The organism is Aneurinibacillus danicus (assembly GCF_007991215.1).
GTDB lineage: Bacteria > Bacillota > Bacilli > Aneurinibacillales > Aneurinibacillaceae > Aneurinibacillus > Aneurinibacillus danicus.
In genome coordinates this window covers 1-13,312 of sequence record NZ_BJXX01000055.1, presented here as the reverse complement: position 1 = coordinate 13,312, position 13,312 = coordinate 1, and the positions used below count along the sequence as shown (strand labels likewise).

13 protein-coding genes are annotated in these 13,312 nt (G+C 50.7%); all 13 read left to right on the top strand.

The window, feature by feature from the left end:
* Positions 1–155 precede the first annotated feature (155 nt).
* Positions 156–797 (top strand): hypothetical protein, encoded by a 642-nt coding sequence (locus ADA01nite_RS06335; protein ID WP_146809120.1) that lies wholly within the window; start codon positions 156–158, stop codon positions 795–797.
* 80 nt (positions 798–877) lie between these two features.
* The gene (locus tag ADA01nite_RS06330; protein ID WP_146809119.1) at positions 878–1,195 is read left to right on the top strand and encodes a hypothetical protein; all 318 of its coding nucleotides are present in this window, start codon (positions 878–880) and stop codon (positions 1,193–1,195) included.
* A gap of 118 nt (positions 1,196–1,313) precedes the next feature.
* Positions 1,314–2,711 carry an aspartate kinase gene (locus ADA01nite_RS06325; RefSeq protein ID WP_146809118.1) on the top strand — a complete coding sequence of 466 codons (1,398 nt, stop codon included), beginning with the start codon at positions 1,314–1,316 and terminating at the stop codon, positions 2,709–2,711.
* A 25-nt stretch (positions 2,712–2,736) separates the two neighbouring features.
* Positions 2,737–2,895, top strand: a complete 159-nt coding sequence (locus ADA01nite_RS21940) for a hypothetical protein (protein WP_170230168.1) — start codon at positions 2,737–2,739, stop codon at positions 2,893–2,895.
* On the top strand, positions 2,892–3,320 hold the full coding sequence (locus ADA01nite_RS06320) for a hypothetical protein (RefSeq protein ID WP_146809117.1): 429 nt from the start codon (positions 2,892–2,894) through the stop codon (positions 3,318–3,320). Before ADA01nite_RS21940 ends, ADA01nite_RS06320 begins: the two co-directional genes overlap by 4 nt.
* A gap of 67 nt (positions 3,321–3,387) precedes the next feature.
* The gene (locus ADA01nite_RS06315; protein WP_146809116.1) at positions 3,388–3,612 is read left to right on the top strand and encodes a hypothetical protein; all 225 of its coding nucleotides are present in this window, start codon (positions 3,388–3,390) and stop codon (positions 3,610–3,612) included.
* A gap of 220 nt (positions 3,613–3,832) precedes the next feature.
* Positions 3,833–4,159 carry a tudor domain-containing protein gene (locus ADA01nite_RS06310; protein ID WP_146809115.1) on the top strand — a complete coding sequence of 109 codons (327 nt, stop codon included), beginning with the start codon at positions 3,833–3,835 and terminating at the stop codon, positions 4,157–4,159.
* Positions 4,160–4,335: 176 nt separating this feature from the next.
* Positions 4,336–6,246, top strand: coding sequence for a 1,4-alpha-glucan branching protein GlgB (gene glgB, locus ADA01nite_RS06305; protein ID WP_146809114.1), 1,911 nt, complete (start codon positions 4,336–4,338; stop codon positions 6,244–6,246).
* Positions 6,243–7,412, top strand: coding sequence for a glucose-1-phosphate adenylyltransferase (locus ADA01nite_RS06300; protein WP_146809113.1), 1,170 nt, complete (start codon positions 6,243–6,245; stop codon positions 7,410–7,412). Before glgB ends, ADA01nite_RS06300 begins: the two co-directional genes overlap by 4 nt.
* Positions 7,413–7,426: 14 nt before the next feature.
* On the top strand, positions 7,427–8,542 hold the full coding sequence (glgD, locus tag ADA01nite_RS06295) for a glucose-1-phosphate adenylyltransferase subunit GlgD (protein WP_146809112.1): 1,116 nt from the start codon (positions 7,427–7,429) through the stop codon (positions 8,540–8,542).
* Positions 8,543–8,567: 25 nt separating this feature from the next.
* Positions 8,568–9,998 (top strand): glycogen synthase GlgA, encoded by a 1,431-nt coding sequence (gene glgA / locus ADA01nite_RS06290; protein WP_146809111.1) that lies wholly within the window; start codon positions 8,568–8,570, stop codon positions 9,996–9,998.
* A 13-nt stretch (positions 9,999–10,011) separates the two neighbouring features.
* Positions 10,012–12,441 (top strand): glycogen/starch/alpha-glucan phosphorylase, encoded by a 2,430-nt coding sequence (locus ADA01nite_RS06285; RefSeq protein ID WP_146809110.1) that lies wholly within the window; start codon positions 10,012–10,014, stop codon positions 12,439–12,441.
* 18 nt (positions 12,442–12,459) lie between these two features.
* On the top strand, positions 12,460–13,312 hold an 853-nt coding region (locus ADA01nite_RS06280), incomplete at its 3' end, for an alpha-amylase family glycosyl hydrolase (RefSeq protein WP_246147246.1).

Below are 13,312 nucleotides of genomic sequence, written 5' to 3'. Positions count from 1 at the left end.
ATTTTCATGTCGGGGTTGCGGCTGAAAAACCATGATCGTTTTCTGTGAAAAATACGAGTACTGGCATTTGAAACAACGGCGCAGAAAATGGTAAAATGCAGTGTGAGCTATATTTGGATGGATTTTACGAGGCAGCATTTTTAGGAGGTTTATGGATGGAAATCACGGTAAAAGTGAACAGGTATGTCGATTCATTAAAAGAAGTTACATATCATCTCGTATCAGTCAATGCAAGAGAAGGTCTTCTCCGCAATGATAATATTGATAAATTGCTTGGTACAAGTTACCGGGACGTCGCGCTTGAGCACGGCGGTTTTATTGAGAACGGAAACGAAGTGTATTTCAAAACCCGTGAGGAAGCGGAAGAGATGCGCGACATACTGCAAGAAATGCTGCGGGCACGGTACAGCCAGGTGCTGGATACCGAATTGGCTGAGAACTATGCCGATTGGGATGTGCTTGAGACAGGTGAAGGCGTCGTTGTTATTGCTAAAGATTTTCTGGATCAGAATGGAAAACGGGTTATGGTCGTGATGAGTGAGGATGTTTATCTACTGGAAATTCCGGGAACAGAAGGAGAATATGTGGATCTGGCCGGATACCGTGAAAATGAAGAACAGTACCGGACGGCAGGCGATATGCTCAAGCATAAGATCATGTCGCTGACTGACAAAGAAATTGTACGCGTGGAAGAAGACGCGGATGAAATCTTAGATTGGGACACGCTTGAAGAAATCTCGGAGATTTTCAAACGGTACATGAACACACGCAAACAGTATCTGCGCTACGTAAAATAATAGAAAGCTAAAAATCCCGTCGTACCTAGGCGGGATTTTTGTACATCGATTTCACGCATAACAGGAGGAGGGGTGATGCAATGGAGGTCAGCATCGTATGGGAATATAAAGCGCAGGGTACAAAAAAGCGCACGACATTCACCTCACAGATGATGACAGCGCAAGAAGCGTTACGGCTTGCCAAGGACATCGAGAAGACCGGGCGAGTGGAGACGCTCACTTTCCATGATGAGGACGGAGAACGCTGGACGAAAAAAGAGCTTGAGAAGCTGGTGAAGGAAATTGAAACCGAGCCGCACAACATTGTCGTCTATTTTGACGGCGGATACAATAAGGAATACCGTGTGGCCGGACAGGCTCTTCGGGGCGAGTTCATCTTCAGCCGTAAACAATTATAAAGGCAAAAAGCCTCCGGGTATTTTCTTTTTTGTCACAAAAGTATAATATATGAGTATTCGGAAAATAGAAAAAGCCGTGTTTTGACAGCCTTGGAACACAGAAGTGAGGGGTAGAGAGATGAAAGTAGCAAAATTTGGAGGTACATCCCTGGCCAGTGCCGCGCAGATTAAAAAAGTGTGCGATATCGTTCTTGCTGACACAGAACGCAGACTCATCGTCGTATCGGCACCTGGTAAACGCGACAAGAATGACACGAAAGTAACGGATTTACTCATCGCGTTGGCGGAGCGTTATCTCGCGGAAGGCGAAGCCGAAGCGGAACTTGCAGCCGTTGTGGCCCGGTATCGGGATATTGCTTGCGGGCTTGGCCTGTCAGAAGAAATTGTACATGTTATCGAGGCAGACCTGCGCGGGCGGCTTGAGCTTGACCGCAGCAAGCCGGAGATGTTTATGGATGCGCTTAAGGCGAGCGGAGAAGATAACAATGCCAAGGTCGTGGCCCGCTACCTGCAAAGTCAGGGCGTACAAGCAAGCTATGTGAATCCGAAGGATGCGGGTCTGTTTGTAAGCGACGAGCACGGCAACGCCCAGGTGCTGCCGGAATCGTATGAAAATTTAAAGACGCTTCGTGAGCAGGAAGGCATTCTGATCTTCCCCGGTTTCTTCGGCTTTTCACCGTCCGGAGAGATCGTGACGTTCTCGCGCGGCGGCTCTGACATCACAGGCTCCATTCTCGCCGCTGCAGTAAAGGCGGATCTGTATGAGAACTTTACCGATGTTGACTCCGTGTTTTCAGCCAATCCGAACATAGTGGACAATCCGCAGCCGATTCAGGAGCTTACCTACCGTGAAATGCGTGAATTATCGTACGCCGGTTTTTCGGTCTTCCACGATGAAGCCCTGATTCCGGCGTTTCGGGCCGGCATTCCGGTCTGCATCAAGAATACGAACAATCCGTCCGCACCGGGCACCATGATCGTATTTGAGCGGGAAGGCAACGGCAACCCGGTGGTTGGCATCGCGAGCGCAAACGGATTCTGCAGTATTTATGTAAGCAAATATTTAATGAACCGCGAGATTGGTTTCGGCCGCCGCCTGCTGCATATCCTTGAAGATGAGCATCTGTCGTATGAGCACATTCCGTCCGGGATTGACGATATTTCTGTCATTTTAAAAGACGACAAGATTGACGCTGAGATGGAACGACGCATCACCGAACGTATCCGCACTGAGCTGGCGGTGGATGATATCGTGTTCGAGCGTGACATGTCCATGATTATGATCGTAGGCGAAGGCATGCGTCACAATGTCGGAACGACGGCCCGGGCAGCAGGCGCGCTGGCACGGGCGCATGTCAACATTGAGATGATCAACCAGGGCTCATCCGAGGTGAGCATGATGTTCGGCGTCAAAGCGGTCGATGAAGAAAAAGCCGTGCGTGCGATTTACGAAGAGTTTTTTGAGCGAAAGGAAGGCCGTGAAGAAGCGGCGAAAGAGGCGGTCAGCTACCGCTAAGCCGAAAAGATGGGGGATGGATCTGATGTACATGGTGATTTATGACGCGATGACCGATTTCGGATTCCTGTACAGAAAAGTCGAATCGTTCGATACGCTCGACGAAGCGAAAGTATGCGCAGCCGAGAAGAAAAAAGAAGGCGCGCAAAACATCAAAATCGCGCAGGAAGTTATGAGTCTGTGATACGGGCAGTAAAAAAAGCGGGCAAGCGGATGATACGATTAGCCCCGTTTCTTCTATGCGCCAGCCTGCTCACCGGATGCAGCGAGGAGCAAGAAACGCTTGTATACGTTGGTCAATCCGACAATTGGAAGGCGATCCTGATGACCGTGCATACGCAGGGGACAGAGAAAGAAAAGCAGGTTCTGCGCCTCTCCTACAAATCGGCTGATATCGATTCTGTCTATAACATACGGTATCGTCTGACCGGACTTACGGAAGAGGTGAGCGGCCGTGAAGACGACATGAACAACAAAACTGGCATCGTCTATCATACCGACTGCAGCGGGTGCGCGTTGACAGATGAATCGAGCACGTTTACCGTCACGGTGGATTGGAGCCCCAACCGGAAAGAAAGTTTTTCATTACAATTTGTGCGTAAAGAATAAGGAGGCCCCTCCTTCACATATTTTGTTCCCGTATGGACAAAATAACGGTGAAGGAGGGGCTTTTTTTATGATTCAAGTGAAATTGCAGCCTTCCTGCTCCGGCATGATGTATTTTGATGCGGTAAAAGGAGGGCGCGCTTCGTTTACGATGCAGAACGAAACGCTAACCGGCCGGCTTTCCGAGGAAGAATTCACATCTTTTCTTAAGGATAATAATTTAATTCTTTATCGTGATACGCTGAAGAGCTACGAGAACGGCGAGATTGTCGGACATTTCGAGAGTATGGAATAACGGTGTCTGTTGTCTGCTCCAACCTTCTGCCTTGAGCCCCCGGAAAGGGCTCTTTTTGCTCATTGCTAATAAATATTTGTTTTATAACTTTTATACAGTGTAAAAAGATGTGGAAATATCTATTGTAAATCATATATTATGGTCTTATAGAATTATCTATATGTAGAAAACGGGTAAAAAGAACTGTAAAGAGAATAGGCAGAGAGCGAGGGAAGGCGCTGTGACGTCGAGTTATATTGATTTTTTTACCGACCGGCGCGGAAAGGTTACCGCTTGCATGGTCAATACATATATTAATGACGAGAAGCATTATGCGGTGAAGATTGAGTTGGGCAAGGAATATGTTGTACAGCCGGTGAACGTACTGAAGAAAAAACATCGTGATCGACGCTGTATCGTGATCGGATTTATCCAGGATGATACAGGAGTCCCAAGGGATGCACGAGTCAAATTCCTCGATACGAATCGGACGGGCCGGGTCAGCATTCGCGATTTAGTATTGCCTGATTCTGATAGAATGGAAGAAAAACATGAAAAAAACTCCTGACCAGAACATACGGTCAGGAGTTTTTTTCATACAGGATTTCCGCTGTTTCATATTGGTGATAATGTCGAAGAACCTCGTATCTACACGATTTTTTTCTATTTTTACCGGGTTGAAGGAGGGCTGTATTCTTTGTCGAATTATTCCTGTATAAACTAAAGCAAGGAGAGAAGCCAGCCATGTATCCCGACAAGGAAGCTCTGTATCTGTTTCATGAGGGAAACCTCTTTCGCAGCTATCGCCTGTTCGGCGCCCATCTTTGCCGGGAAGAGGGCCAAACCGGCGTCCGGTTTACTGTTTGGGCACCGGAAGCGGCAAAGGTAAGCATTGTCGGCGAGTTTAACGAGTGGCAGGGAGAGGGGCATGAAATGTTCAAAATGCCCGGTACCGGCGGGGTTTGGTCTCTGTTCATTGCAGGGCTTAGTGAAGGAAGTTTGTATAAGTATGAAATTAAAACGGCATCCGGCGGAACCCTATTGAAAGCGGACCCATACGCGTTTCGATCAGAAGTGCGGCCGAATACCGCCTCCGTCGTCCATTCGCCGGATGCATACCGCTGGAGTGACGCGGAGTGGCTTGTCAGGCGCGATACTAGCGATCCGCTTCGCAAACCGATAAACATCTACGAGCTGCATGCCGGAACATGGAAAAAGAAGGATGACGGCTCGTTTTACTCCTACCGCGAGCTGGCAGACGAGGCAATCGATTATGTGAAAGAAATGGGCTATACGCATATGGAGCTGCTCCCGCTTGCCGAGCATCCATTTGATCGCTCCTGGGGGTACCAGGTGACGGGCTATTTCTCGGCTACAAGCCGGTATGGCCCGCCGGAAGATTTCCAGTACTTTGTTGATCGGTGCCATCAGCATGGAATTGGCGTGATATTGGACTGGGTGCCGGGCCATTTCTGCAAAGACGCCCACGGGCTTATGCAATTTGACGGCACGCCGCTATATGAATATGCGGATGTGCACAAAGCCGATACGGGCGAGTGGGGAACGCTGATGTTTGATGTCGGCAAACCGGAAGTGGTGAGCTTTCTTATCTCCAACGCGCTGTTCTGGATGGACAAGTACCACATTGACGGACTGCGGGTAGACGCTGTCGCCAGTATGCTGTATCTCGACTTCGGCAAACCAGAAGGAAGGTGGAGGCCCAACCGATACGGCGGACACGAAAACCTGGAGGCTGTGGAGTTTCTGAAAAAGTTAAATGAGGCGGTATTCGACGCCTATCCGGGTGCTTTGATGATTGCGGAAGAATCGACCGCCTGGCCGCGCGTTAGCGCTCCTACTTACCTGGGCGGACTCGGATTCAATTTTAAGTGGAATATGGGCTGGATGAACGATGTGCTCAAGTATATGGAGATGGATCCTGTGCATCGCAAATGGCATCATGAACTGCTGACGTTTTCTTTTTTCTATACGTTCTCTGAAAATTTCGTCCTTCCGCTCTCCCATGATGAAGTTGTGTACGGCAAAAGAGCGCTGCTTGCGAAAATGCCGGGGGACTACTGGCAGAAGTTTGCCAACCTGCGTGTGCTGTACGGCTATATGATCGCACATCCGGGGAAGAAACTGCTGTTTATGGGAGGCGAGATTGGACAGTTTGACGAATGGAAAGACGAAGCCGAGATTGACTGGCATCTTCTTCAATACGATATGCATCATAAAATACAGGCGTATGTTAAAACACTCAATCATATATATCAAAAGGAGCGCGCGCTGTGGGAATACGATCACGAGCCGCGCGGCTTCGAATGGATTGATCCTCATGATTCCAACCAGAGTATCCTCACGTTTATAAGGCAAGGCGCACAGCCGGACGATTCTCTTCTTGTCGTGTGCAATTTCACCCCTGTTGTGCGTTCCGAATACCGAATCGGTGTGCCCACACCCGGGATGTACCTTGAATATTTCAACAGTGACGACGTGTGTTTCGGGGGTTCCGGTGTGACAAATCCCAAGCTGATAGAAGCAAAACCCATACCATGGCACAACCGCCCCCATAGCATTTCCCTTACCATTCCTCCGTTGGCCTGTGTGTTTCTAAAGCTTCATAACTTCAAAGTGAAAGAAGGGGAAAGATGAAAGCGAAAGAATGCGTAGCTATGCTGCTTGCCGGTGGTGAAGGCCGACGACTCGGTCCGCTTACGACCCGTCTCGCCAAGCCCGCCGTACCATTTGGCGGAAAGTATCGGATTATCGATTTTGCCTTGAGCAACTGCGTAAATTCCGGCATCGATACGGTCGGTGTATTAACCCAGTACCAGCCGCTTGTACTGAATTCATACATCGGTATTGGCCGCGCTTGGGACCTGGATCGCCGGGATGGCGGCGTCACCGTTCTGCCGCCGTTTATGGATCGCCGGGACGGGTCTTGGTATACGGGCACCGCCAACGCCATTCACCAAAATGCGCATTTCATCGAACAATATGACCCGAAGTATGTGCTGGTGATCTCCGGCGATCACATTTGCAAGATGGATTATAGCCGTCTGCTCGCGTATCACAAAGAAAGAAAAGCGGATGCAACGATTGCGGTCATTGAAGTGCCGTGGAGTGAAGCAAGTCGGTTCGGCATTATGAGTACGGATAAGGAGCGGCGCATCATCCATTTTACCGAGAAACCGGCGCGACCCGAAAGCAACCTCGCTTCGATGGGTATCTACATTTTTACATGGGATGCATTAAGACGTCATCTAAACGATGATGCGGCCAACCCGGATTCCAGCCATGACTTCGGCAAGGATGTGATTCCGGCAATGCTTGCGGCAGGTAGGCGGCTCATTGCTTATCCATTTACCGGTTATTGGAAAGATGTAGGCACGATTGAAAGCCTGTGGCAGGCGCATATGGACCTTCTGGCGGAAAATCCTTTGTTTACGATGAACGACCCTGCCTGGAGAATTTACGCGGTGAATTCTCAACAGCCACCGCAGTATATCGCGCCGAACGCTGTCATCAGCCGCTCCATGATCAACGAGGGGTGTACGGTATTTGGCCATGTCGAGCATTCTGTTCTGTTTTATGGGGTGAAAGTTGGGATGGGCAGCGTGATTCGTGATTCGGTTGTAATGCCCCATACGAAGATTGGCCGGAATGTGACGATTGAGAAAGCAATTATCGGTGAAGGAGCCGCCATTGAAGACGGCGTTCGTATCGGAGGAGCAGGACAGAGCATTTCATTGGTCGGTGAGAGAACAATCGTGCATGGATACGAAACACCCAATCGAAAAGCGGCGGGACTATCGTAAGGGAGGCGTAGCGGATGGAAGAAGTCATGGGTCTAGTCAATCTGGCAAATGAAGTTGATGAATTGCAGGCGCTGACGGAAGCGCGCTGCAGCGCATCTGTTCCGTTCGGCGGGCGGTATCGATTCATCGATTTTGCACTATCGGGCCTGGTCAATTCCGGGATAAAAAGTGTGGCCGTGTTTACCCGGCACAAGTACCGCTCACTGATAGATCATCTGGGCAATGGAGCAGCCTGGGATTTGGATCGGAAGAACGGCGGATTGTTTATTCTGCCGCCGCCCATTAACCCGAACGGAGTGCTGCCTGAGGGAGATATGGCGTTTTTTGCGGAACATATGGATTACTTTCTGCGCGGGCCCGAGCCGCACGTATTCGTGTGCGGAAGTCGAATAATCGGCAGTATCGACGTACGTCCGGCACTGCTGTTCCATAAAAACACCGCAGCGGACGTAACTGTACTATACAAAGAATGGGGAAACGAGGCGAAACGCGCTGCGAAGTATCGCGCACTGGCAGCCGACAAGGATGGCCGGATTGTTCATATGGACTCCGAACCGGGGTTTATCGGCGGAACAAAAGCGTCGCTTGAGATGTATCTGATTCGAAAAGAGTGGCTGCTTAAGACGATCGGTCATGGCATGCAGGAAAACCGTTCCGATTTTGTACGGGACGGCATTATTGCGAATCTGGAACAGGCGCGTGTGTACGGTTTTCCGTATATAGGCTATGCGGCCATGGTACGAACAGTGGAAGATTATTATGCCGAGAGCATGAATTTGCTTGCGCCGGATGTGTGGGAAGCGTTGTTTGTTGAGGGAGAACGCATTTATACCAAAGTGAAAGATGAGCCTCCGGCACTGTACCGGGAAGGAGCGGACGTCACCAATTCGCTTGTCGCCAACGGTTGCGTAATTGAAGGTACGGTGGAAAACAGCATTTTGTTCTCAGGGGTAAAGGTGGGCAAGGGTGCTCATATTAAAAATAGCATTTTACTGCAGCATTGTGAGGTTGGGGAAGACGCATATGTGGAGTGTGTGATTGCGGATAAAGTCGCGCGCATTGGGGCAGGCAGAACGCTGGCCGGGCGGGAGGACTTTCCGCTGCTTGTGGCCAAGCGGGCCACCGTATAGAGTACGAAGAAAAGGGAGGAAAAACATGCGCATCTTATTTGCAGCCGCAGAAGCGGCTCCCTTCGTCAAAACCGGAGGATTGGCTGACGTGATCGGTTCCCTGCCGAAAGAAATGATCAAGCAAGGGCTGGACGTGCGGGTGATGCTCCCAAAGTATAAAGTGATTCCCGGTTGTTTTACAGAAAACATGAGACGGCGGGCCGAGCTTACGGTTCCGGTCGGCTGGCGCAGGCAGTATGCCGGCATCGAAGAATTGGAATGGGACGGCGTCACATACTATTTTGTGGACAACGAATACTATTTTTGGCGGGATGGCGTGTACGGCTGCTACGATGAGGCGGAGCAATTTGCCTACTTCTCGCGGGCGGTACTTGAATCGCTCCCACAATTAGGATTCAAACCGGATATCCTTCATTGCCATGATTGGCATACGGCGATGGTGCCGGTATTTTTGCGTGCGTTCTATGACGGCCATCCGTTTTACGATTCCATGCGCACTGTGTTTACGATACATAATCTAAAATACCAGGGAATCTTTCCGTATACGGTGCTGCCGGATGTGCTTGGGCTTGACAACGACTATTTTACGCTGGACGGATTGGAGTTTTACGGCGACATCAATTACATGAAGGGCGGGCTGTTGTATGCGGACCGACTGACAACGGTGAGTCCGAGCTATGCGCGGGAAATCCAGGAACCGTATTACGGAGAGAGGCTGGACGGCGTGCTGCGCGCCCGGGCAGCAGATACAACGGGCATTATCAACGGGATCGATTATGACACATACAATCCGCAGAGCGATCCGCACCTGTATGTTAATTACCGGCGCTCCCCGGCCAAAAAGCGGAAAAACAAAGTTCATCTACAGCAGCAGCTTGGACTTCCGACCGCTGAAGGCATTCCGCTCATCGCCATCGTCTCTCGCCTGGCCGAGCAGAAGGGGCTGGATTTAGTTGCCTGCGTGCTTGAAGACATGCTGGCGCTTGATATGCAGATGGTGGTGCTGGGCACGGGGGAAGCGCGGTATGAAACGATGTTCCGTGAGGCGGCGCTCCGCTGTCCCCAGAAAATTGCGGCGTGTATTCAGTTTGACGAAGGGCTTGCACGGCGCGTATATGCGGCCGCCGACTTGTTTTTGATGCCGTCCAAGTTTGAACCGTGCGGTATCGGGCAGATGATCGCGCTGCGGTATGGTGCCGTGCCCATCGTACGTGAAACCGGAGGCTTGCGCGATACGGTACAGTCCTATAACGAAATGACTGGTGAAGGGAACGGCTTTACGTTCGCCCATTACAACGCACATGATATGCTGTATACAGTCGGACGAGCTCTCCGCGTCTACCGCGATCCTGCGGCGTTTGCCCGGGTGCTCGCGAATGGGCAAAAAACGGATTGCGGTTGGATTCAATCCGCCCGGCAGTATCATATGCTGTATGAACAGCTGGTTACAGCCTGAGAGGTGGGACATCATGTTTTCAAGCAAAGAAAGCTTTAAGCGGGCATTTATCGACAAGCTCGAGAGCATGCTGGGCAAACCCGTGGAAGAAGCAAGCGACATTGATAAATACAAAGCGCTGGGCGCCATGATCCGCGAGTATATCAACAAAAATTGGATTGCGACCAATACGCGCTACGTCGAAAATCAGGAAAAGCAAATGTATTATTTCTCCATGGAATTCCTGCTTGGCAAACTGCTCGAAAGCAACCTGATTAATCTCGGCGTGCGGGATTTGTGCGAAGAAAGCTTGTGCGAGCTTGGAATCGAGCTTTCCCGTTTGGAAGCACAGGAGCCGGATGCGGGGCTGGGCAACGGAGGATTAGGACGGCTTGCCGCCTGTTTTCTCGATTCGCTCGCCTCGCTGTCTCTTCCAGGGCATGGGTGCGGCATTCGTTATAAATACGGCCTGTTCGAGCAAAAAATTGTCGACGGCTACCAGGTGGAATTGCCGGAGTACTGGCTTAAAGAGGGCAATGTCTGGGAGATACGCCGCTCTGATCTGGCGGTTGAAGTGCGGTTCGGCGGCGAGGTGCGCTTCGAAGATCATGGCGGACACTGGACTTTTGTCCATGAAAAATACGAGTCCGTGCTTGCCGTTCCCTATGACGTGCCGGTAATTGGTTATCGTAATAAGACCGTCAATACGCTGCGCCTATGGAGTGCGGAGCCGAACATTCGTGATTTTGATTTTCAGACGCTCAATTCACGTGACTATCACAAGGTTCTTGATTACAAGCGTTCGGTCGAATCCATCTCTGAATTTTTATATCCGGACGATTCATTCTACGAAGGGAAGGTGCTCCGGCTTAAGCAGCAATATTTCTTCGTGTCCGCCGGACTGCAAAGCATCGTGCGCAGTTACAAGAAAACACAGCAATCGCTAAGAAATTTCCATCATAAAGTCGCTATTCACATTAATGATACCCATCCGGTACTGGCGATTCCTGAGCTCATGCGCATTCTGATGGATGAAGAAGGAATGGGATGGGAAGAAGCATGGCATATCACGGTCAATACCATTTCCTATACGAATCATACGACGCTCAGTGAAGCGCTGGAGAAATGGTCTATTGATATCTTTCAGCCCCTTTTTCCGCGCATCTACATGATTGTGCATGAGATTAACGAGCGATTCTGCCATGCATTGTGGGAGAAGTATCCGGGTGATTGGAAGCGAATTCACCAGATGGCCATTGTCGCCGACGGCCAGGTGAAAATGGCACATCTTGCCGTGGTTGGAAGCCACAGCGTGAACGGTGTGGCCAAAATTCACACCGATATTTTGAAGCAGCGGGAAATGAAGCATTTTTACGAGGTGTATCCGTACAAATTCAACAACAAGACGAACGGCATTACGCACCGTCGCTGGTTAATCAAGGCGAATCCAGCATTGGCTGGCCTGATTACCGAAGCGATTGGCGATAAGTGGGTAACCGATCCGTCCCGATTAATTGAGCTGCGCGGTTTCGCTGACGATGCGGCGTTTAAACAACAGTTGTATGCGATTAAGCAGCAGAATAAGGCGCGGCTTGCCGACCTGGTGCGGGAAAAAACGGGGACCGAAATTGATCCGCAGTCCATTTTTGATGTACAGGTGAAGCGGCTGCACGCATATAAGCGGCAGATTTTGAATGTGATTCACATCATGGATCTCTACGATCGGCTGCGCGCTAACCCGGACCTTGCAGTCATGCCCCGTACCTTTATTTTCGGCGCCAAAGCCGCTCCAGGCTATCAACTGGCCAAGAGCGTCATCAAATTGATTAACACCCTTGCAGATGTCATCAACCGCGACCCTGTCATTCAGAACAAGCTGAAAGTGGTGTTTCTCGAAAACTACCGTGTTTCCCTCGCCGAGAAGATTATTCCGGCTGCCGACGTCAGCGAGCAAATTTCCACCGCGAGCAAAGAGGCGTCCGGGACGGGAAATATGAAGTTTATGATGAACGGGGCCGTGACGATCGGGACGCTGGACGGCGCCAACGTGGAGATGCACGAAGAAGTGGGGGACGACAATATGTTCCTCTTCGGGTTGACGGCTGATGAAGTGATAGCGTATTACACGAACGGGAAGTACCGGGCTAAAGACATTTACCACGGGGATATTCGTATCCGGGGCGCGCTGCAGAAGTTTACAGGTGATTTCTTTGGAGCCGGATACGGGCTGTTCAACGATATTTATTATTCGCTGCTGTCGACCAATGATGAGTTTTTCGTCCTTAAAGATTTCGCCTCCTATGTGCAGGCCCAACAGCGGATTGATGCAGCGTTCCGTGACCGGGAGTGCTGGAGTAAGATGAGCCTGATAAATATCGCCCAATCCGGCGTATTCTCAAGCGATCGGACGATTGTCGAATATGCGGATGACATCTGGGAATTAGACCCGGTGAAGATCGAATAGGAAGGAGGCGGTTCTGAGATGGGGGAGTTGGAAGTACGGCACGATTCACATCAACAGGGGTTCCGCGCTCCTTTCGGGGCGGTTCCCTGCGGTACGGATATCATACTGCGGTTTGCGGCATACGGAAGCCGATGTGAGCACATGGAAGATGTCCGGCTGTGCATCGCGCGCGACGGCGAGCCTGCAGCGGATATCCGCATGGCACCGGTCCAGGGACAGGAACCCGGCCGCTTGTATGAAGTGCGCTGGACCGCCCCTGAAGAGCCGGGGTTATGGTGGTATTATTTTCGTATTGCATACGACGGCAGCCTTTTTTATTACGGGAACAATGCGCAGGGAATGGGCGGTGTCGGAGAGAGCTACCCGGATGTACCGCCAGGCTATCAAATTACGGTGTACCGGGCGGAAGCGGCGATCCCGGATTGGATAAAGAACGGGGTCATGTACCAGATTTTCGTTGACCGTTTCCGCAATGGCCTGCCGGAGGGACGCGTATTGAACCCGAAGCCGGGCAGCTTGCTTCATGCCCATTGGAACAGTCTTCCGCTCTATATCCGCGATCCAGAGACGAAACGGGTCATACGCTGGGACTTTTACGGGGGCAATCTCTATGGGATTTTGGAAAAGCTTCCATACCTTAAGAGTCTGGGAGTTACCGTCCTCTATTTAAATCCGATTTTTGAAGCATCAAGCAATCACAAGTACGATACAGGTGATTACCATAAGATAGATCCGATGTTTGGTGATAACGAATTGTTTGCTTCCCTCTGCGCGGAAGCACGGCGCTTCGGTATCCGGATTGTGCTTGACGGCGTGTTTAGCCATACAGGGAGCGACAGCCTGTACTTCAACAGGGAAGGAAACTATGCTA

What these genes read in the sequence shown, in the direction of transcription:
- ADA01nite_RS06335 (WP_146809120.1), top strand. Translation starts at nt 156, where the DNA reads ATGGAAATCACGGTAAAAGTGAACAGGTATGTCGATTCATTAAAAGAA.
- ADA01nite_RS06330 (WP_146809119.1), top strand. Translation starts at nt 878, where the DNA reads ATGGAGGTCAGCATCGTATGGGAATATAAAGCGCAGGGTACAAAAAAG.
- ADA01nite_RS06325 (WP_146809118.1), top strand. Translation starts at nt 1,314, where the DNA reads ATGAAAGTAGCAAAATTTGGAGGTACATCCCTGGCCAGTGCCGCGCAG.
- ADA01nite_RS21940 (WP_170230168.1), top strand. Translation starts at nt 2,737, where the DNA reads ATGTACATGGTGATTTATGACGCGATGACCGATTTCGGATTCCTGTAC.
- ADA01nite_RS06315 (WP_146809116.1), top strand. Translation starts at nt 3,388, where the DNA reads ATGATTCAAGTGAAATTGCAGCCTTCCTGCTCCGGCATGATGTATTTT.
- glgB (WP_146809114.1), top strand. Translation starts at nt 4,336, where the DNA reads ATGTATCCCGACAAGGAAGCTCTGTATCTGTTTCATGAGGGAAACCTC.
- ADA01nite_RS06300 (WP_146809113.1), top strand. Translation starts at nt 6,243, where the DNA reads ATGAAAGCGAAAGAATGCGTAGCTATGCTGCTTGCCGGTGGTGAAGGC.
- glgD (WP_146809112.1), top strand. Translation starts at nt 7,427, where the DNA reads ATGGAAGAAGTCATGGGTCTAGTCAATCTGGCAAATGAAGTTGATGAA.
- glgA (WP_146809111.1), top strand. Translation starts at nt 8,568, where the DNA reads ATGCGCATCTTATTTGCAGCCGCAGAAGCGGCTCCCTTCGTCAAAACC.
- ADA01nite_RS06285 (WP_146809110.1), top strand. Translation starts at nt 10,012, where the DNA reads ATGTTTTCAAGCAAAGAAAGCTTTAAGCGGGCATTTATCGACAAGCTC.